The sequence below is a fragment of the Jannaschia sp. Os4 genome, from assembly GCF_016820245.1.
Taxonomy (GTDB): domain Bacteria; phylum Pseudomonadota; class Alphaproteobacteria; order Rhodobacterales; family Rhodobacteraceae; genus Jannaschia.
Genome location: NZ_JAFCAR010000005.1, coordinates 11951 through 29566, shown reverse-complemented (window position 1 = coordinate 29566; position 17616 = coordinate 11951). Strand labels below are relative to the sequence as shown.

The window sequence follows — 17616 nt, the reverse complement described above, 5'->3', positions numbered from 1 at the left end:
CGCGCGTCCGCCGCGCGCGGACGGACCGTCAGGTCCGCCAGTCGAAGAACCCCTCCGGCGCGCGGTCGAGCAGGCGCTGCGCGGCGGCGCGGCCGATCTCGGCGGCGTCCTCGGGCGCGCCCTCGCCGCCGTCCTCCAGCACGTCGGAGCCATCGGGGCGCAGGATCTCGCCCCGGAAGCGCAGCGTGCCGTCGCCGGTCAACTCGGCGAGGCCCGCGATCGGCGTCTCGCAGGAGCCGTCGAGCACCTCGAGGAAGGTCCGCTCGCAGGCGAGGCGGGTGGCGGTGTCGCGGTGGTGGATCGGCGCGAGGAGGTCGCGGACGCGGGCGTCGTCCGCGCGGCGCTCGATGCCGATGGCGCCCTGCCCCACGGCGGGGAGCATGTCGGACGGGTCCACGGGCGTGCGGGGCACGTCGGACATCCCAAGCCGGGACAGGCCCGCCATGGCGAGGAAGGTGGCGTGGGCGACCCCGTCGCGCAGCTTGCCCATGCGCGTCTGCACGTTGCCGCGGAACTCCACGAGCTCGAGGTCGGGACGGCGCAGGGCCATCTGCGCGCGGCGGCGCAGAGAGGAGGAGCCGACGGTCGCCCCCTCGGGCAGGTCGGCCAGCGTCCCGCCGGTGAGGGTGACGAAGGCGTCGCGCACGTCCTCGCGCGGGAGGAACGTGTCGAGGACCAGCCCCTCGGGCTGGAGCGTGGGCATGTCCTTGGTCGAGTGCACGGCGAGGTCAATTGCCCCGTCGATTAGGCGCTCCTCGATCTCGCGGGTGAAGAGGCCCTTGCCGCCCACCTCCTTGAGGGGGCGGTCGAGGATGCGGTCGCCCGCCGTGGAGATGACCACCACCTCGAAGCACGCCCCCTCCAGCCCATGCGCCGCCATGAGCCGGTCGCGGGTCTCGTGGGCTTGGGCCAAGGCGAGCGGCGAGCCGCGGGTGCCGATGCGCAGCGGCGCGTCGGGGGTGGGCATCTGCATTGCGGGTCGTCCCTCTCGCGGTCGTCCTGTCAGGCTGGGTTGACACCCGGCCCGCGCTCGACAGTCTGACACCATCGGGCTACCGGAAGTCCAGACCGGGAGAGGGGACCACATGACCAAGCTGCTGCTGCGCGCGCTGGCGGGCGAGACGCTGCCCGTCCCGCCGATCTGGATGATGCGGCAGGCGGGCCGCTACCTGCCGGAGTATCGAGCGACGCGGGCCGAGGCGGGGGACTTCCTGTCGCTGTGCTACAACCCTGAGCTGGCCGCCGAGGTCACGCTGCAGCCGATCCGGCGCTTTCGCTTCGACGCCGCGATCCTGTTCGCGGACATCCTCCTGGTGCCTCAGGCCTTGGGCGCGGACCTGTGGTTCGTGACCGGCGAGGGGCCGCGCCTGTCGACGATCACCGACGGCGCGGAGGTGGCCAAGCTGAAGGCGCCGGACGCGATCCACGACACGCTGGCCCCGATCTACGAGACGGTGCGGCGCCTGTCGCGCGACCTGCCCCCGGAGACGGCGCTGATCGGCTTCGCGGGCGCGCCGTGGACCGTCGCCACCTACATGATCGCGGGGCGCGGCACGCCGGACCAAGCGCCGGCGCATGCGTTGATGCGCGACGACCCGGAGGCCTTCGCCGCCCTCATGGAGCGGATCGAGGCGGCGACGGTCGAATACCTGTCCCGCCAGGTCGAGGCGGGCGCGGAATGCGTGAAGCTGTTCGATTCGTGGGCCGGGTCGCTGTCGGGCGAGGCGTTCGAGCGCTGGTCACTGGCGCCGATGAAGCGGATCACGGCCGCGCTGAAGGACAGGCATGCGGGGCTGCCGGTCATCGCCTTCCCGCGCGGGGCGGGCACGGCCTACGAGGGCGCGCATGCGGCGACGGGGGCGGACTGCATCGCCTTGGACGACGGCGTGACGCCGGACTGGGCAGCGAAGCACGTCCAGACGGGGGGCTGCGTGCAGGGCAACCTCGCCTCGTCGCACATGGTGACGGGGGGCGCGGCGCTCGTGCGGGAGGTGCGGCGCATCCGCGAGGCGTTCTCGGGGGGGCCGCACGTGTTCAACCTCGGGCACGGGATCACGCCGGACGCGGACCCGGACAACGTGGCGCTGATGATCGACACGCTGCGCGAGACGGTGGACGCCTGAGGGGGCTCTGCCCCCGGCCCTGACGGGCCTCCCCCGAGGTATTTCCGGCAAGATGAGGGGGTGGACGGTGCGCCGCCTCCGGCGCAGCGTCGCGTCCATGGATCGGTTCGAGTTCTGCGTCGTCGGCGGCGGCATGATGGGGAGCGCCTGCGCGCGCTGGCTGGCGGAGGGCGGGTCGTCCGTCGTGCTGGTCCAGCCGCCCGAGGGCGAGGGCGGGGTCGTGGCGTCGCATTGGGACGCGGCGCGGATCACGCGCCGGGTGGCGGCGGACGCGGATTGGGCGACGCTCTCGCGGCGGTCGATCGACCGGTACGCGGACATCGCGGCGCGGTCGGGGGTGGAGGTGTTCACGCCGTCGGGCGCGGTGATGGCGGGCCCGCGGACGGGACCGCTCGCGGGCTGGACCGAGGGGTTCCTGTCGGTCGCCGCCGCCGTCCCGGGGACCGAGGTGACGAACGGGCGGGAAGCGAACGCGCGGTTCGGCTTCGGGCTGGCCCCCGACGACGCGGTGTCGGTGGAGGCGGGCGGAGGCTGGATCGCGCCTCGGGCGATGAAGGCGGCGCAGACACGGTTGGCGGTCGCGGCGGGGGCGGTCGTGGCCCACGGCCCCGCCGTCGCGGTGGCGGACGGGCGGGTCGCCCTCGCGGACGGCTCCGTCGTGGAGGCCGGGCAGGTCGTCGTAGCGACCGGGCCGCATGCGGGGACGGACCGCCTGCTGCCCCGGCGGCCCGCGATGACGGTGTGGGCGCGGACCATCGCGCTGGCCCGGGTGCCCGACGAGGAGGCCGCGCGGCTGGCGGGGATGCCGACGGTGATCTGGGTGCCGGAGGGGTGGGACCACGACCTCTACATGACGCCGCCGGTCTGCTACCCGGACGGCGGGACGTGGCTGAAGCTCGGCGGGCAGGTGGATTCGCCCCGCCTCGCGTCGGACGCGGAGATGCGGGACTGGTATGCCGGGACCGGCTCGGCGGAGGTGGGCGACCGCCTGCTGGCGGAGATGCGCGCCGTGCTGCCGGGGCTGGCGGCGGCGGAGACGCGGACGGCGGCCTGCGCGGTGGTCTGGACGGAGACGGGGTTTCCGTATGTCGAGCGCATCGGGGAGCGGCTGACGGCGCTGGTGGGCGGAAACGGGGCGGCGGCGAAGTGCGGGGACGAGCTCGGGCGCCTCGGCGCGGCGGTCGCGCGGGGCGGGTCGCTGGATGGCGAAGGCTACGCCACGGACTTCGCGGGGCGTTGGGCGGCCCGGCCCTAGGACATGTGCGAGCCGCAGGCCGGGGGCCCTTCGGCGACGGTCACGCGCTGCATCTCGAAGTCGGTCGTCGACATGACGTGGAGGTCGCCGTCCACGCGCATGGGCCACCAGCAGAACTCCTCGCCCGGGCGGTCGGGATAGGCGAAGCACACGGTCGCCCCCTCGACCCAGACGGTGCCGTCGACGCAATGGTCGGGCGCGCGGGACCACAGCGACAGGTCGCGGCGGGCGAACCACTCGACGCCGACGACGTCGCCCGTCTCGGGGACGCTGAACGTCAGCGTCTGGCCCAAGGCGAAGTCGAGGAACTCCTCCGGGGAGAGGCGGTCCTGCGCGGCGGCGGGCGCGGCGAGGCAGAGGGCGAGGACGAGGGCGCGCATGGGGCGACCTTGCACCGCCGCGCCGCCGGGCGGAAGGGTGGGGCATGGACTGGACCCGCCCCGCGCTCATCGCCGCCCGGACCCTGATCGCGGCGCTCTTCGCGGCGGGGGCGGTGCAGAAGGCGCTGGACCCGGACGCGGCCGCGGGGCTGCTGGCCGGGCGGGGCCTGCCGGGCGGGCTGGTGTGGGTGGCGGCGGCCTACAACGCGGCGGCGGCCGCCGCGCTGCTGGCCGGGTGGCGGGTGGCGGGGTGGGCGACGAGCCTCGCGGCCTATTGCGCGGCCACGAGCGTGTTCCACCTGATCCCCGACGACCCGTGGCAGATGTCGATCTTCGTCAAGAACTGGGCCATCGCGGGCGGCTGCCTCGCGCTGGCGGCGGCGTCGCGACTGGGCGCCGAGCGGTCGCCCCCTCCCTCGTAACCGGGGCGCGGGCGCGGTAGCGTCGGCGCAACGACCGGGGGACCGACATGCTCGACGATCGCACACCGCCGAAGGGCGTCTGGAAGTCCGGCCGCGGGCGCGGGCGGCGCACGCCCAAGGGGCGGCAATACGAGGACGGCGCGCTGGCCGAGGTGCGGGCCCTGCTGGGCGACCGGCCCCGGCGGCGCGACCTGCTGATCGAGCACCTGCACCTGATCCAGGACGCGCACGGGCACCTGTCGGCGCGCCACCTGCGGGCGCTGGCCGAGGAGATGCGCCTGTCGATGGCAGAGGTCTGGGAGGTGGCGACCTTCTACGACCATTTCGACCCGCTGCGGAAGGACGACCCCGTCCCCCCTGCCCTGACGATCCGGGTCTGCGACTCGCTGTCTTGCGAGCTGGCGGGGTCGGAGGCGCTGATGGCCGCGCTGGAGGAGGGCGTCGATCCGGCCGCTGTGCGCGTGCTGCGTGCGCCCTGCATGGGCCGCTGCGACACGGCGCCGGTGGCCGAGGTGGGGCACGGGCACGTGGACCACGCGACGCCCGATCTGGTGATGCGGGCGGTTGAGGCGGGCGCGACCCATGCGATCGTGCCGGACTACGAGGGCTTGGACGCCTACCGCGCGGGCGGGGGCTACGAGAAGCTGGCCGAGCTGCGGGACGGCGGGGACTGGGCGGCGGTGCAGGAGACGGTCGCGGCCTCGGGGCTGCGGGGCTTGGGCGGCGCGGGCTTCCCGTCGGGTAGGAAATGGGGCTTCGTGCGGGGCAATCCGGGGCCACGCCTGATGGCCGTGAACGGCGACGAGGGCGAGCCGGGGACGTTCAAGGACCGCTTCTACCTCGAGCGCACCCCGCACCTGTTCCTCGAGGGGATGCTGATCGCGGCGTGGGCCGTCGAGGCGGAGCGGGTCTATCTCTATATGCGCGATGAGTATCCGGCGGTGCTGGAGATCCTGCGGCGGGAGATCGCGGCGCTGGAAGCGGCGGGGCTGATCGAGGCGGGCTACGTCGAGCTGCGGCGGGGCGCGGGGGCCTACATCTGCGGCGAGGAGTCCGCGATGATCGAGTCGATCGAGGGCAAGCGCGGCCTGCCCCGGCACCGCCCGCCCTACGTGGCGCAGGTGGGGCTCTTCGGGCGTCCGACGCTCGTCCACAACGTCGAGACGCTGCACTGGATCGCGCGGATCGTGCGGGAGGGGCCGGAGGTGCTGTCGGCCCACGAGCGGAACGGGCGGACGGGCCTGCGCTCCTACTCCGTCTCGGGGCGCGTGGCGCAACCGGGGGTCCACGTCCTGCCCGCCGGGTCCACGATCACCGACGTCATCGCGGCCGCCGGAGGCATGGCGGAGGGGCACGTGTTCAAGGCCTACCAACCGGGGGGGCCGTCCTCGGGGCTGCTGCCCGCCTCGCTGGACGACGTGCCGCTCGACTTCGACACGCTGCAGCCGCACGGCACGTTCATCGGATCGGCCGCGGTGGTGGTGCTGTCGGATCAAGACAGCGCGCGTGACGCGGCGCTGAACATGCTGCGCTTCTTCGAGAGCGAGTCCTGCGGGCAGTGCACGCCCTGCCGCGTGGGCTGCGAGAAGGCGGTGAAGCTGATGCAGGCGGAGAGGTGGGACGGCGGGCTGCTGGAGGAGCTGTGCCAAGCGATGGCCGACGCCTCGATCTGCGGGCTGGGCCAAGCGGCGCCGAACCCGATCCGTCTGACGCTGAAGCATTTCCCGGATGAGGTGGGGGCGACGGACGGCGCGCCGCCGAGCGACGGGTACGGGACCACCACCTGAGGCCGCCGCGACGCGGCCCTCGGGCTAGGGGCTCGCTTGGGCGGGCGCGGCGGGCGCGTCCTCGCCGCCGAAGGTGATGGGCCACGAGAAGAGCGCGGCGAGCGCGATGATGGCGAGTCGGGCGGTCATGTGGGCAGGTCCGGTCGAAGGGTCCGCCTTGCCAACGCGCCGGAGGGCCATTCGGATGCAATCCCGGTCCACCTCCATGCCGAAGGCGATTCGATGACGCAGCTCGAGTTCGAGATCTGGGACGTGTTCACCGACCGGCCCTTCGCGGGGAACCCGCTCGCCGTCGTGACGGGGGCGGACGACCTCTCGACGGCGCAGATGCAGACCCTCGCGCGGCAATTCAACCTGAGCGAGACGATCTTCCTGATGGCCCCGCGCGACCCGGCGCACACGGCGCGGGCGCGCATCTTCTTCCCTACGGCGGAGATCCCCTTCGCGGGGCATCCCACGGTGGGGGCGGCCCTGCTCCTCGCCGGGCGCGACGGCTTGGACCGTGTCGTCCTCGAGGAGGAGGCGGGTCTGGTGCCGGTCGAGATCGACGGGGCGGCGGCGACGTTCGACGCCCCCGTCCTGCCCGCCCGCGCGGGAGCCGCGGACGCGGCCGAAGTCGCCGAGGCCGTCTCGCTCGAGCCGGGCGACGTGGCCGGGCCGTGCGAGGCGTGGTCGGGCGGGCCGTGCTTCCTCTTCGTGCCGGTGGCGTCGCGAGAGGCGCTGGCGCGCGCGGCGGCCCGCGAGTTCGCGTTGACGTCGGTGCTCCGCCGCCTCGGCGCGACGGGGGCCTACCTGCACGACCCGGACGGCAACGCGCGGATGTTCGCGCCGCAGGACGGCATCCCCGAGGATCCAGCCACGGGGTCGGCCTCGGCGATCCTCGCAGGCCCGCTGCTGGCGGCGGGGAGGCTGGCCGAGGGGGTGACGGAGCGGACGCTCGTGCAGGGCGAGGACATGGGCCGCCGCTCGGAGATCGGGCTCGCGGCGGAGGTGCGGGACGGCGCGCTGGTCCGCGTGCGGATCACGGGACGCGCGGTGCCGGTGATGGCCGGGCGGACGCGGGTGCCGCCCGCCTGACGGTCAGAAGCCGAAGGTGAAGCGCCGGGTCACGCCGATGGAGGCCGAGACCTGCTCGTCGTCCAAGGTGATCGGGCTGTCCTTGGCGTCGCCGCGCAGCCGCTCGTACCGGATGGCCGCGTCGATCCCCCACCCGCCGCCGAGCCGGTAGCCCGCCCCGAACTCCGCCCCGGTCGAGATGAGGCCGCCGTCCGGGTCGAACGCGGCGAGGCCCGAGGCCGCCGACTCCGCCGCGGTCACGCCGAAGTAGGTCGCCGCGTAGTCGTCCGTGCCGAAGAGCGCGCGGGGCCCGGCGCGCAGCGTCAGGCGGTCCGTGGGCCGCGCGAACACGTCCGCGCCCAGCTCGCCGACCCACGTCTCGTGGCCGCCGATCCCGTAGCGCAGCGCGCCGTAGGCCTGCCAGTCGTCGGTCGCGTAGCGCAGGCCGGCGCCCAGCTCCAGCGTGGCGTCCACGTCGTCCGTCCCCGCGAGCTCGTCGGCGTCGCCGGCCGTGCGCTCGCCGATGTAGCGGACCGAGCCGATCACGCCGAAGCCCTGCGGGCGGTAGAGCGGGTCGGGGTTCCCGAACTCGAGCGGCCCGAGGCGGGCGGCCTGCAGCGAGAACCCAAGCAGCGGCCCCGCCTCGACGTCGTCGGCGCCGAAGTACTCCGGCGCGGCGGTGACGCCGCCCTTCAGGGTGAAGGACAGGGCGGGCCCCTCCTGCGCGGCGGCGGGGGCCGCGATGGCGAGGGCGGCGGCGGTGGCGAGCAGGCGGATCATGGGCAGGGCATCCGGGGAGGAGGGGTGCCATCGGTCTGCACCTCCCTTGCATTCCGCGCAAGCGGTTCCGCATCCTCCTGACGAGATCGGGAAGGAGGCGAGAGCATGGCCAAGGGATACTGGATCGCGCACGGACGGGTGGACGACCCGGAGGCCTACGACCTCTACCGCCGTGCCAACGCCGCGCCGCTCGCGGCGCATGGCGGACGGTTCCTCGTGCGGGGCGGCACGCGGGAGGTGGCCGAGGGGGACGCCAAGCCGCGCACGGTGGTGATCGAGTTCCCCGACTACGCGTCCGCGCTCGCCTGCTACCGGTCGGAGGACTACCAGGCGGCGATCGAGCTGCGCCGCGGGATCAGCGAGTCGGACCTCGTGATCGTCGAGGGCTACGACGGCTGAGGCCGCGTCCGCGCCCAACCCCAGACGGCCATCACGACCAGCGCGCAGGCCAGCGCCGCGAGGCCCGGGCCGGACCAGTCGTTGCGCGCGCCCACCGCGACCAGCGCCCACGCCACGGCGGCGGCGTAGGTGCCCACGCCGCGCCGGAGCAGGACGCCCACCGCCACGGCGGTGGCGAGGCCCGCGACCACGAGCGCCCAGCCCGCGGGCGGGAGCAGCAGGCCGTAGCCGGCCCCCAGCAGGCCGACGCTCACCGCGCTCGCCGCCGTGAGCCAGCCCGCGTAGAGGCCGAGCGCCCCGCGCAGCTGCAGCCGCTCGGTCCGGGGCGCGGCGAGGGTGGCGCGGACGGCGCCCCAGAGCATCACGAGGATCAGGCCGGTCGCGGCGAGGGGCGCCCATTGCCCCGGCGCCGAGGCCACGGCGAGCCACGGCACGCCCGCCCCGAGGCTCACGATCAGCGGCGCGCGGGTGGCGTCCCACGCCGGGTCGTCGCGCCGCCGCCAGACGCCCCACGCGGCGGAGGCGACGAGCCAGACGTAGATCGGCCCCCAGATCGCGAAGGCCCAGCCGGCGGGCTGCATCGGCGGATCGGCGAGGATCACGGGCAGTTGCCCCTCCTCGTAGCCGGAGAACCGCCACACGAAGGCGGAGGCGGCGAAGAGGACCGACAGGACCAGGACGAGGGCGGCGCGCAGTGTCATGGGGGCGGAGCTAGCCCCCGGATGCGGCGGAGAGAAGGCGCGCGGCGGGGGAACTAACGTCAACCTGCCCCGGTCAGGTCGCGGATCGCTCCGCCCAGCCCGCGAAGATCCGCTCCAAGGCGACGACCACGTAGAACAGCACGATCCCCAGCCCCGCCAGCGCGATCAGAACGGCGAACATCAGCGGGTAGTCCGCGTTCGTGCGCCCCGAGTCGAAGAGCGCGCCGAGGCCCCGCCCGTGGGGCGACACGATCTCCATCAGGTTGGTGCCGATGAAGGCCAGCGTCACGGCGACCTTCAGGGCGCCGAAGAACTCTGGCAGGGTCTTAGGCAGGGCGATCTTCCAGAAGATCGTGAGCTTGGAGGCGCCGAGGCTGCGCAGGATGTCGCGATACTCCGGCTCCAGCGTTGACAGGCCGATCGAGACCGAGACGGCGATGGGGAAGAAGGAGATCATGAAGGCCAGCATGACCGTGTTGAAGTCGTGCTCGCCCACGAAGAGCAGCGCGAGGATCGGCACGACGGTGGCCTTGGGCACCGCGTTGAAGCCCACGAGCAGCGGGTAGAGCCCCTCCCGCGCCAATCGCGAGAAGCCCATGACCATACCGAGCAGGACGCCCACCACGACCGCCAGCGCCAAGCCCGCGATGGTGCGCCATAGCGTCTGCCAGCCGCCCGTGAGGAACAGCTCCCAGTAGCGAACGTAGGCGGGGGGGAGGTCCGAGGGCGAGGCCATCACGAAGTTGGGCCAGCCGTTGGCCCAGACGAGCAGTTCCCACAGCGCGAGAAATATCGCCATCGCGGCGACCGGGACGGCGACCTTGCGGATCATCGGGGGGCCTCCACGGAGGGGTCGGACGCGGAGGCGGCGGGATCCTCGACCGGCGGCTCGGCGGCACCGGGCGCGGGGGTGAAAGGCTCGCCCGCCCGCGCGGGCGCCGCGGCCTCCACCTCGCGGCCCTGCGCGATCTGGATCTCGCGCCGCAGCACGGCGAGCAGTTCGGTGGCGCGGGGCGTGTAGAGGCTCTCGAGGTCGCGGTCCTCGGGCAGGTCCACCTCGACCACCCGCTGGGCGCGGGCGGGGCGGGCGGAGAACACCACCACGCGGTCGCCGAGGAACACGCTTTCGCGCAGGTCGTGGGTGATGAGGACGGTGGTGAACCGCTCGACCTGCCGGAGGTCGCGCATGGTCTGCCACAGGTCCTCGCGGGTGAAGGCGTCGAGCGCGCCGAACGGCTCGTCGAGGATCAGCACCTCGGGGCGGTGCACGATCGAGCGGCAGAGCGACGCGCGCTGGCGCATCCCGCCCGACAGCTCGGAGGGGCGGTTGTGCTCGTAGCCCTCCAGCCCCACCAGCGCGAGCAGCTCCCGCGCCCGCGCCTCGCGCTGGGTCCGGGACATGCCGCCCACGATCTCGAGGGGCAGGATCACGTTGTCGAGGATCGTGCGCCATTCCAGCAGGACTGGGTTCTGGAACGCCATCCCCACCGTCTTGCGCGGCCCCTTCACCGGATCGCCGCCCAAGAGGACGGTGCCCTCGTCGGGCTTCATCAGCCCCGCGACAAGGCGGGTGAGCGTGGACTTGCCGCAGCCCGACGGGCCGACCACGGCGGTGAAGCTGCCCTCGGGCATCTCGATCGAGAGGTCGTCGAGCACCGGCAGCGGCCCCGCGTCGGTGCGGTAGGCGTGGGTGACGTTCCGGAGGGCGATGGGCTGCGACATGGGCGGGACGGGAACGCGAGGCCGCGGGCGACGTCAAGCGTCGGCGGCCCGCTCCTCGGAGATCGGCATCCGCAGCGTGGCCTGCAGCCCCTCGGGCGGCCAGCCGTAGGCGAGGCTCGCCCCGATGGCGCCGAGCACGCCTTCGGTGATGCGCGAGCCGGTGCCGACCCGCTCGGGCGGGGCGACGCGGGGGCCGCCGGTCTCGATCCAGCGCAGCAGGAGGTCGTCGCCCTCCCGCTCCCACGCGATGGCCACGCGGCCCTCGCCGGTGCTGAAGGCACCGTATTTTTGCGCGTTCGTCGCCAGTTCGTGCAGCATCAGCCCCAGCGGCGTGACCGAGCCGCGCGGCACGCCCACGGGATCGCCGGTCAGGCGGACCCGGTCCGCCCGCGCGGTGCGGTAGGGCTCGAGGATGGTGGACACCAGCTCGTGCAGGTCGGCGCGCTCCGCGCCCTCGCGTGCCTCCTCGATCGAGATGCGGTGGGCGCGGTCCATCGCGTGCAGCCGCCCCTCGACCTTGGCGACGAAGGTGCCGATGTCGTCCTCGTTGCGGGCGGTCACCCGCAGGATCGAGCCGATCACCGCGAAGAGGTTGCCGGTGCGGTGCTGCAGCTCCTCGGCGACCTGCGCCTGCAGGATGGACCGGGCGCGCTCGGACACCTCCTCGGTCACGTCCCACTGCGAGCCGTAGTAGTGGGTCAGCCGCCCCGCCTCGTCGTAGACCGGCCCGACGTGGAGCGAGTTCCAGAAGGTCGAGCCGTCGCGGCGGTAGTTCAGCATCTCGACCACGCGCACCTCCTCGGCGGCGATGGCCGCGCGGACCTTCGCGACGGCGGCGGGGTCGGTCTCGGGGCCCTGCAGGAAGCGGCAGTTGCGGCCCAGCACCTCGTCGCGGTCGTAGCCGGTCAGCTCGGTGAAGGCCCGGTTGCAGTAGATGATCGGGCTGTCGGGCTGGTGCGGGTCGCTGAGGACGACGGCCATGCGCGTCTGCTCGAGCGACTGCTCGTAGAGGCGGCCGGCGGCGAGGCGCAGCGCGCCGGGATCGGCGTTCTCGGAGGCGTCGTCCGCGCGCGGGTCGAGTTCGAGGTCGGACTGCGCGGTCGGGCGGAGCCGGTCCTCGTCGTCGGGCAGCGTCATGGGTCCGTCCTCCGTCTCCTCCGCCGGGGCCGGCGGGCCGCGGACGCTGCGGACCCGGTGCGGGCGACGCCGCCGCAACCTATGCGGTCGCGGCGGCGTCCGCAAACGCGACCCGTCGTCCCTATCGGGGGACGGCGGGCCGCGCCCCGGTCAGTTCAGCATCCGCTCGGAGGCGTCGGGCAGGTAGCCGTCGTCGAAGATCGCGCCCGCGTCGGGCTCGTTCTGGAACTCGTAGACCAGCCGGGTCTGCTCGATGGCCCGCGCGAGGCGGTCCGCGTCGATCCCGCCGAGGCCGTTCTCCATCGCGTAGGGCGTGGCCACGTTGGCGTCGATCGCGAGTTGCAGGCGCCGCTGCTCGAGGTCGACGTCGCCCGCCGGGTTGCGGTCGATCACGGCCTGCGCGCCCATCGCGGGGTCGGCGATCACGTCCTTCCAGCCCTTGGCGACCGCGCGTAGGAAGCCCGTCACCTTCTCGGGGTTCTCGGCGGCGAAGTCCGTGTTGGCGATGATCGCGTTGCCGTAGAGGTCGACGCCGTGGTCGGCCATCAGGATCGTGCAGATGTCGTCCTCCGGCACCCCGAGGCGCACGAGGTTGAGGTAGCTGCTGAAGCTGAAGCCCGTGACCGAATCGACCTCGCCCTCAGCCAGCATCGGCTCGCGCGTGGGGAAGCCCACCGGCTCGACGGTGATCGAGCCCATGTCGATTTCGTTGGCCTGCGCGAATATGGGAAACTGCGCCCACGCGCCGTCGGGCGGCGGCGCGCCCAGCGTCGAGCCTTCGAGGTCTGTCACCTCGCACACGCCTTGGCTCCTGCGGCCCACCACGGCGAAGGGCGGCTTGTCGTAGACCATCATCACGGCGGTGACCGGCGCGCCGGGGTTCTGGTCGAGGAACTTCATCAGGCTGTTGATGTCGGCGAAGCCCATCGGGAAGGCGCCGGTGGCGACCTTCGGGATGGCGTCGAGCGACCCCTGCCCCGCCGCGATCTCCACGGACAGGCCCTCGGCCTCGAAGTGGCCGTTGTCGACGGCGGCGAAGTAGGCGGCGGACGGCCCCTCGAACTTCCAGTCCAGCGCGAAGGGCACGGCGGTGGCGTGGCCGTCGGCCAGGACCGGCGTGGCCGCGAGCGCGAGGGCGGCGGTCAAGCGTGCGAACATGTGTCTCTCCCCAGTTGGCCCGGCAGGTGATGCGGCCCCTCTCCCGCGGGGGCCAGCAGGTGCCGGTCGTGGGGGATAGATGGCGCGGCCCGTGCGGAGCGTCGAGGCTGACGTGGGCGCAGGTGCCTCGTTCTTGGGCAGCGCGCATCCGAGGGGGAATCGACTCGGCCCCGTTCTTGGCGAAGAACGGGCCGACCCACCGCGAGGAGCGCCGATGCGACATGCCGAGACCGTGACCTTCGGCGGCGGGGGCCTCGACCGCGCCGAGGACCTGCGCCGCCACCCCGACCGGCTGGCCGCCCTGCCCGCCCGGACCCTGCCGCTGTGGCGGGGCAAGCCGCTGATGGATGCGGCGCGCACGGGCCTCGCGCTGGTGGACGACGCGGTCGTGGCCCATGCGGGCCAGCCGATCCTGCTGGGCCGGATCGACGGGGCGGCGGTGTTCGCGCGCGACGTGTCGGCGCTGACGGTCGACGGGGAGACGGAGGGGCTCGGCGCCTTCCTCGACCCCACGGAGCAGACCCTGCCGGGGATGCCGGACGGCAGCGCCTTCGCCGAGCTGCGCGCGGTGATGACGCGGCTCTCGCCCCTCGACGCGGAGCTGGCGGCGACCGCGCGCGGCGCTGTGGAGTGGCACCGCACCCACGGGTTCTGCGCGAATTGCGGCCACCGCACGGAGGTCGAGAAGGCGGGCTGGGCGCGCGCCTGCCCCGCCTGCGGGCGCCACCACTTCCCGCGCACGGACCCCGTGGTCATCATGCTGGTCACGCGTGGCGACCGCGCCCTGCTGGGCCGCTCGCCGCACTGGCCCGAGGGGTTCTTCTCCTGCCTCGCGGGCTTCATGGAGCCCGGCGAGACCATGGAGGCCGCCGTGCGCCGCGAGGTCTGGGAGGAGACAGGCGTGAAGGTCGGCGCGGTCCGCTACCTCGCGTCGCAGCCGTGGCCCTTCCCCGCCTCGCTGATGCTCGGCGCCCACGGCGAGGCCGTGTCGGACGAGATCGCGATCGATCCCGAGGAGATCGCGGAGGCGATCTGGATCGACCGCACGGAGATGATGGACGTGTTCGCGGGCACCCATCCGCGCCTCGGCCCGCCGCGCGACGGGGCCATCGCGCATTTCCTGCTGCGCGAATGGCTTGCGGATCGGCTGGATTGAGCCGATCCGGGCGCGTCCGCCGCCACGGTTCCGCCCGATTGCCGGGCTAGGCGGAGGGCGACCCGACCTGCCAGACCGAGTGTTCCGATGAAGTTCGTCGCCTCCGAAGATATCGCCGCCCCCGCCGAGGCCGTCCTCGCCGCCGTCACCGACTTCGACAGGTGGGAAGGGATGATCGGACGTCGCGCCAAGGACCTGACGCGGCGCCCGCCCGGCCCCGTGTCGCAGGGCACCCGCTGGGAGGGTCGCGCCAAGCTGCGCGGCAAGATGCGCGACGTCGGCATGGAGATGGCCCGGCTGGACGTCGCCTCCGGCGGCGGGCCGTCCGTCGTCTGCGTCGACGGCGGGACCGACGGTATGCAGGTCGTCGTCGAGGCGGCGGTCGAGTCGCTCGGGCCGGACCTCACGCGGCTGACGGTCACGAGCGAGCTCAAGGCGAAGTCCTTGGGAACCCGCATCCTGATGCAGTCGCTCAAGCTCGCCCGCGGCCAGATGGCCAAGCGCTACCGGCAGGGCGTGGCGACCTTCGCCGCCCATGTCGAGCGGGGCACGCTGCCCGGCTGACTTGCCTTGCGCGCCGCCGCGCTCCACCTCCCCCTGCGGGGGAGGGCCGCGCCTCCCTGCAGGGGAGCCCGCCGATGCACGTCACCGCCGCCGAGGCCTGCGCCGTCCCCGTGGACCGCGCCGTCGCCGCCATGACCGCCTACGACGCCTGGGAGGCCGCCATCGGACGCCGCGCCCCGTCGATGGAGCGCGTGACGGAGGGGCCGATCCGCGAGGGCACGGCGTGGCGCACGACGCTTTCGCTCCTCGGCGCGGAGCGGCACATCGAGAGCGCGCTGCGATCCGTGGAGCGGTCGGGCGACGGTGGCGTGGTGCTGCGCTTCGACGGGACCGCGCAGGGGGTGCGAGCCGACGTGCTGTCGCGGGCGGTGCCGCTCGGTCCGGACCGCTGCCGGATCGAGGTGGAGGTCGAGATGACGGGCGAGAGCCTTCCCGGCAAACTGCTGCTCAAGGGGCTCTCGGTGGCGCGCGGGCCAGTCGAGGACCGGCTGGCGCGGGGATTGCGGCGGTTCGCGCGGAACGTGGAGGCGGGCACCGTCGGGCCGGGGGACGGGGTGATCTGAGGGGCCGCCCGATCCGCCGGGTGCGGACCCGGCGCCCCCCCGCGCCGGACGGCGTCGCGCCTACCGCGCCCGCAGGTACTCCATCACGGCGTCGCGCACCGACTGCTCGCCCGCCTCGCGGGCCTTGGCGATGACCGCGCGCACCTCCGACAGGTCGCTCCGCAGCAGGATGTGCTTGACCGGCCCGATGCTGGCGGGGCGCATCGACAGGCAGCGCAGGCCCATCGCGGCGAAGCACAGCGCCTCGACCGGGCGACCCGCGTCCTCTCCGCAGAAGCTGACGGGCGTGCCCGTCTCCTCGCAGCGCGCGACGATCTGCTCGATCAGGGTCAGGAAGCTGACGTTGAGCGTGTCGTAGCGGCGGCGCACGCGCTCGTTCTCCCGGTCGGCGGCGAAGAAGAACTGCTTGAGGTCGTTGCCGCCGATCGAGATGAACTCCGCCTCCTGGTAGAAGCGGCGGGGCGCGAAGGCCATCGACGGCGTCTCGACCATCGCGCCCACCTCCACCGTCTCGGGCAGGACGTGGCGGAGCGAGGTCTCGCGGTGCATCTCCCGGGTGAGGTGGGCGCGCGCCTCGAGGAACTCCTCCATCTGGGCGATGAAGGGGAACATCACGCGCAGGGGGCGCCCCTCTGCGGCGCGCAGCAGCGCCTGCAGCTGCATCCGCATCACGCCGCGCTTGTCGAGGCCCACCCGGATCGCGCGCCAGCCGAGCGCGGGGTTCGGCTCGTGGTCGCGCTTCATGTAGGGCAGCACCTTGTCCGACCCGATGTCGAGCGTGCGGAACGTGACCGGCAGGCCCCCGGCGGCGTCCATGACGCGCTTGTACAGGGCGGCGAGGTCGCTGCGGCGCGGCATCTGGTTCCGTACGAGGAACTGGAGTTCCGTACGGAACAGACCGACGCCCTCCGCCCCGCTGGAGGGCAGCGAGGGCAGGTCCGCCATCAGCCCCGCGTTCATCATCAGCTCGATCCTATGCCCGTCGCGCGTCCGGCACTTGGTGTCGCGGATCGCCGCGTAGCGGGTCTGGGCGTCGGCCTGCATCGCGAGCTTCTCGCGGAACGCGTCGCGCACCCGCTCGTCGGGGCGCAGGTGGACGATCCCCTGCTCGCCGTCCACGAGGATCGGGTCGCCCGACAGCGCCTCCTGCACGACGCCCCGCGCCTGCACGATCAGCGGGATGGCCCACGCCCGCGCCACGATCGCCGCGTGGCTGCCGACGGCCCCGTCCTCCAGCACGATGGCCCGGAGCTTGGCCTGCCCGTACTCCAGCAACTCCCCCGGCCCGACGTTGCGCGCGACGAGCACCGCGCCCTCGGGCACCACGCCGCCGCGCCCCTGCCCCGTGAGCATCCGCAGCAGCCGGTTCGACAGGTCGTCGAGGTCGGCGAGGCGGTCGCGCAGGTAGGCGTCGCCCGCCTGCTCCATCCGGGCGCGGGCGGCGGTCTGCTCCTTCTCGACGGCGGCCTCGGCGCTGAGCCCCGCCTCGATCCCGGCCTCCATCCGGCGCAGCCACGAGCGCGAATGGGCGAACATCCGGAACGCCTCGAAGACCTCGGCCTGCTCGGAGTCGCCCTCGGCCGAGGAGAGCATGTCGTCGACCTTCAGCCGCAGGCGGTCCACCGCCTCGCGCAGCCGCGCCGTCTCGGCCTCGGCGTCCTCGGCCACGGGACGCGAGATCACCACGCGCGGGTCGTGGAGGTGCACGACGCCCTCGGCGGCGCCCTCCTGCGCGATCACGCCGCGCAGCAGGACCTGCGCCGCGTGCGGGGCGGCCAAGGCCTCGCCCTCGCCGACGAAGGCGCCCAGTTCCGCCATCTCGGCCAGGACCATAGCGACGACCTCGAGGGCGTAGACCTCGTCGTCGGAATACTCGCGCGGCTCCTTGGACTGCACGACCAGCACGCCGAGCCGCTCCCCCAGCCTCTGCACGGGCACGCCGAGGAAGGAGGTGAACACCTCCTCGCCCGTCTCCGGCATGTAGCGGAAGCCCTTGGTGGCGGGCGCGTCGGCGGTGTTGACGGGGCGGCGCTTGCGCGCGACCCGGCCCACCAGCCCCTCGCCGAGCCGCATCCGCGTGACGTGGACCGCTTCGGGGTTGAGGCCCGTCGTCGCGCAGAGCTCCAAGGTCTCGGGATCGCGGTGGAGGTAGATGGAGCACACGTCCGTGCCCATCGATTCGCTGACCAGCCCGGTGATGCGGTCGAGGCGCTCCTGTCCCGCCGCCGCCTCGGCCATGACGGCTTGGAGGCGCCGCAGCAGCTTGCGGCTCTCGGTGTCCGGCGCGGGCATGTCGGTCGTCCCCCTCGGGGGCGGTATAGGCAGGCGGGGCGCGGCGGGGGAAGGGGGCGGCAGGGAGATGGGCGGGCCCGGGCCGCGACCGCCGCGAATTGAGGCGCCGCGGTCGCGCGGG

The 17616-nt window shown here is 73.8% G+C and carries 18 protein-coding genes; 9 read left to right on the top strand and 9 right to left on the bottom strand.

The genetic code is table 11. The features are described 5' to 3' along the window. Window positions 1–28: 28 nt before the first annotated feature. Complete coding sequence (gene hemC, locus JQC91_RS13815; protein ID WP_203288629.1) at window positions 29–967, bottom strand: hydroxymethylbilane synthase; 939 nt, start codon at window positions 965–967, stop codon at window positions 29–31. A 118-nt stretch (window positions 968–1085) separates the two neighbouring features. Between hemC and hemE the strand changes: the two genes are divergently transcribed. Further along, on the top strand, window positions 1086–2123 hold the full coding sequence (gene hemE / locus JQC91_RS13810; protein ID WP_203287669.1) for a uroporphyrinogen decarboxylase: 1038 nt from the start codon (window positions 1086–1088) through the stop codon (window positions 2121–2123). A gap of 97 nt (window positions 2124–2220) precedes the next feature. Further along, complete coding sequence (locus JQC91_RS13805; RefSeq protein WP_203287668.1) at window positions 2221–3378, top strand: FAD-dependent oxidoreductase; 1158 nt, start codon at window positions 2221–2223, stop codon at window positions 3376–3378. Here the strand turns inward: JQC91_RS13805 and JQC91_RS13800 are convergent. Beyond that, a complete protein-coding gene (locus tag JQC91_RS13800) occupies window positions 3375–3758 on the bottom strand; it encodes a hypothetical protein (RefSeq protein WP_203287667.1) in 384 nt (127 codons plus the stop codon). The genes JQC91_RS13805 and JQC91_RS13800 overlap by 4 nt on opposite strands. A gap of 44 nt (window positions 3759–3802) precedes the next feature. On the opposite strand from JQC91_RS13800, the gene JQC91_RS13795 reads away from it, so the two are divergent. From JQC91_RS13795 to JQC91_RS13785, 3 genes are all read left to right on the top strand, one after another. Continuing rightward, on the top strand, window positions 3803–4180 hold the full coding sequence (locus tag JQC91_RS13795; RefSeq protein ID WP_203287666.1) for a DoxX protein: 378 nt from the start codon (window positions 3803–3805) through the stop codon (window positions 4178–4180). 47 nt (window positions 4181–4227) lie between these two features. Beyond that, complete coding sequence (locus JQC91_RS13790) at window positions 4228–5967, top strand: NAD(P)H-dependent oxidoreductase subunit E (protein WP_203287665.1); 1740 nt, start codon at window positions 4228–4230, stop codon at window positions 5965–5967. 222 nt (window positions 5968–6189) lie between these two features. Continuing rightward, window positions 6190–7044 carry a PhzF family phenazine biosynthesis protein gene (locus JQC91_RS13785; RefSeq protein ID WP_203287664.1) on the top strand — a complete coding sequence of 285 codons (855 nt, stop codon included), beginning with the start codon at window positions 6190–6192 and terminating at the stop codon, window positions 7042–7044. A 3-nt stretch (window positions 7045–7047) separates the two neighbouring features. Here JQC91_RS13785 and JQC91_RS13780 read toward each other — a convergent pair whose 3' ends face one another. Next, window positions 7048–7803: a MipA/OmpV family protein gene (locus tag JQC91_RS13780; protein ID WP_203287663.1), complete on the bottom strand. Its 756-nt coding sequence runs from the start codon at window positions 7801–7803 to the stop codon at window positions 7048–7050. A gap of 105 nt (window positions 7804–7908) precedes the next feature. On the opposite strand from JQC91_RS13780, the gene JQC91_RS13775 reads away from it, so the two are divergent. Next, on the top strand, window positions 7909–8202 hold the full coding sequence (locus tag JQC91_RS13775) for a DUF1330 domain-containing protein (RefSeq protein WP_203287662.1): 294 nt from the start codon (window positions 7909–7911) through the stop codon (window positions 8200–8202). On the opposite strand, the gene JQC91_RS13770 is transcribed toward JQC91_RS13775, so the two are convergent. The 5 genes from JQC91_RS13770 to JQC91_RS13750 all read right to left on the bottom strand — a co-directional run bounded on the left by JQC91_RS13770 (window position 8190) and on the right by JQC91_RS13750 (window position 12920). Beyond that, complete coding sequence (locus tag JQC91_RS13770; protein WP_203287660.1) at window positions 8190–8903, bottom strand: tryptophan-rich sensory protein; 714 nt, start codon at window positions 8901–8903, stop codon at window positions 8190–8192. The two genes, JQC91_RS13775 and JQC91_RS13770, sit on opposite strands and share 13 nt — an antisense overlap. 73 nt (window positions 8904–8976) lie before the next feature. Further along, entirely contained in the window at window positions 8977–9735 is a 759-nt protein-coding gene (locus JQC91_RS13765) for an ABC transporter permease subunit (RefSeq protein ID WP_203287658.1), read from the bottom strand. Continuing rightward, window positions 9732–10625 carry an ABC transporter ATP-binding protein gene (locus tag JQC91_RS13760; RefSeq protein ID WP_203287656.1) on the bottom strand — a complete coding sequence of 298 codons (894 nt, stop codon included), beginning with the start codon at window positions 10623–10625 and terminating at the stop codon, window positions 9732–9734. Before JQC91_RS13760 ends, JQC91_RS13765 begins: the two co-directional genes overlap by 4 nt. Before the next feature lie 33 nt (window positions 10626–10658). Then, complete coding sequence (locus tag JQC91_RS13755) at window positions 10659–11762, bottom strand: PAS domain-containing protein (RefSeq protein WP_203287653.1); 1104 nt, start codon at window positions 11760–11762, stop codon at window positions 10659–10661. Between the two features lie 150 nt (window positions 11763–11912). Continuing rightward, window positions 11913–12920, bottom strand: coding sequence for an ABC transporter substrate-binding protein (locus JQC91_RS13750; protein WP_203287651.1), 1008 nt, complete (start codon window positions 12918–12920; stop codon window positions 11913–11915). A gap of 214 nt (window positions 12921–13134) precedes the next feature. On the opposite strand from JQC91_RS13750, the gene nudC reads away from it, so the two are divergent. The 3 genes from nudC to JQC91_RS13735 all read left to right on the top strand — a co-directional run bounded on the left by nudC (window position 13135) and on the right by JQC91_RS13735 (window position 15203). Further along, window positions 13135–14076 carry an NAD(+) diphosphatase gene (gene nudC, locus JQC91_RS13745; RefSeq protein ID WP_203287649.1) on the top strand — a complete coding sequence of 314 codons (942 nt, stop codon included), beginning with the start codon at window positions 13135–13137 and terminating at the stop codon, window positions 14074–14076. A gap of 87 nt (window positions 14077–14163) precedes the next feature. After that, window positions 14164–14640, top strand: a complete 477-nt coding sequence (locus tag JQC91_RS13740) for an SRPBCC family protein (protein ID WP_203287647.1) — start codon at window positions 14164–14166, stop codon at window positions 14638–14640. Between the two features lie 74 nt (window positions 14641–14714). Further along, window positions 14715–15203 carry a hypothetical protein gene (locus tag JQC91_RS13735; protein WP_203287645.1) on the top strand — a complete coding sequence of 163 codons (489 nt, stop codon included), beginning with the start codon at window positions 14715–14717 and terminating at the stop codon, window positions 15201–15203. Between the two features lie 60 nt (window positions 15204–15263). Here the strand turns inward: JQC91_RS13735 and ptsP are convergent, their stop codons facing one another. Then, window positions 15264–17495, bottom strand: coding sequence for a phosphoenolpyruvate--protein phosphotransferase (ptsP, locus tag JQC91_RS13730; protein WP_203287643.1), 2232 nt, complete (start codon window positions 17493–17495; stop codon window positions 15264–15266). Window positions 17496–17616: the final 121 nt, after the last annotated feature.

What these genes read in the sequence shown, in the direction of transcription:
- hemC (WP_203288629.1), bottom strand. Translation starts at nt 967, where the DNA reads ATGCCCACCCCCGACGCGCCGCTGCGCATCGGCACCCGCGGCTCGCCG.
- hemE (WP_203287669.1), top strand. Translation starts at nt 1,086, where the DNA reads ATGACCAAGCTGCTGCTGCGCGCGCTGGCGGGCGAGACGCTGCCCGTC.
- JQC91_RS13805 (WP_203287668.1), top strand. Translation starts at nt 2,221, where the DNA reads ATGGATCGGTTCGAGTTCTGCGTCGTCGGCGGCGGCATGATGGGGAGC.
- JQC91_RS13800 (WP_203287667.1), bottom strand. Translation starts at nt 3,758, where the DNA reads ATGCGCGCCCTCGTCCTCGCCCTCTGCCTCGCCGCGCCCGCCGCCGCG.
- JQC91_RS13795 (WP_203287666.1), top strand. Translation starts at nt 3,803, where the DNA reads ATGGACTGGACCCGCCCCGCGCTCATCGCCGCCCGGACCCTGATCGCG.
- JQC91_RS13790 (WP_203287665.1), top strand. Translation starts at nt 4,228, where the DNA reads ATGCTCGACGATCGCACACCGCCGAAGGGCGTCTGGAAGTCCGGCCGC.
- JQC91_RS13785 (WP_203287664.1), top strand. Translation starts at nt 6,190, where the DNA reads ATGACGCAGCTCGAGTTCGAGATCTGGGACGTGTTCACCGACCGGCCC.
- JQC91_RS13780 (WP_203287663.1), bottom strand. Translation starts at nt 7,803, where the DNA reads ATGATCCGCCTGCTCGCCACCGCCGCCGCCCTCGCCATCGCGGCCCCC.
- JQC91_RS13775 (WP_203287662.1), top strand. Translation starts at nt 7,909, where the DNA reads ATGGCCAAGGGATACTGGATCGCGCACGGACGGGTGGACGACCCGGAG.
- JQC91_RS13770 (WP_203287660.1), bottom strand. Translation starts at nt 8,903, where the DNA reads ATGACACTGCGCGCCGCCCTCGTCCTGGTCCTGTCGGTCCTCTTCGCC.
- JQC91_RS13765 (WP_203287658.1), bottom strand. Translation starts at nt 9,735, where the DNA reads ATGATCCGCAAGGTCGCCGTCCCGGTCGCCGCGATGGCGATATTTCTC.
- JQC91_RS13760 (WP_203287656.1), bottom strand. Translation starts at nt 10,625, where the DNA reads ATGTCGCAGCCCATCGCCCTCCGGAACGTCACCCACGCCTACCGCACC.
- JQC91_RS13755 (WP_203287653.1), bottom strand. Translation starts at nt 11,762, where the DNA reads ATGACGCTGCCCGACGACGAGGACCGGCTCCGCCCGACCGCGCAGTCC.
- JQC91_RS13750 (WP_203287651.1), bottom strand. Translation starts at nt 12,920, where the DNA reads ATGTTCGCACGCTTGACCGCCGCCCTCGCGCTCGCGGCCACGCCGGTC.
- nudC (WP_203287649.1), top strand. Translation starts at nt 13,135, where the DNA reads ATGCGACATGCCGAGACCGTGACCTTCGGCGGCGGGGGCCTCGACCGC.
- JQC91_RS13740 (WP_203287647.1), top strand. Translation starts at nt 14,164, where the DNA reads ATGAAGTTCGTCGCCTCCGAAGATATCGCCGCCCCCGCCGAGGCCGTC.
- JQC91_RS13735 (WP_203287645.1), top strand. Translation starts at nt 14,715, where the DNA reads ATGCACGTCACCGCCGCCGAGGCCTGCGCCGTCCCCGTGGACCGCGCC.
- ptsP (WP_203287643.1), bottom strand. Translation starts at nt 17,495, where the DNA reads ATGCCCGCGCCGGACACCGAGAGCCGCAAGCTGCTGCGGCGCCTCCAA.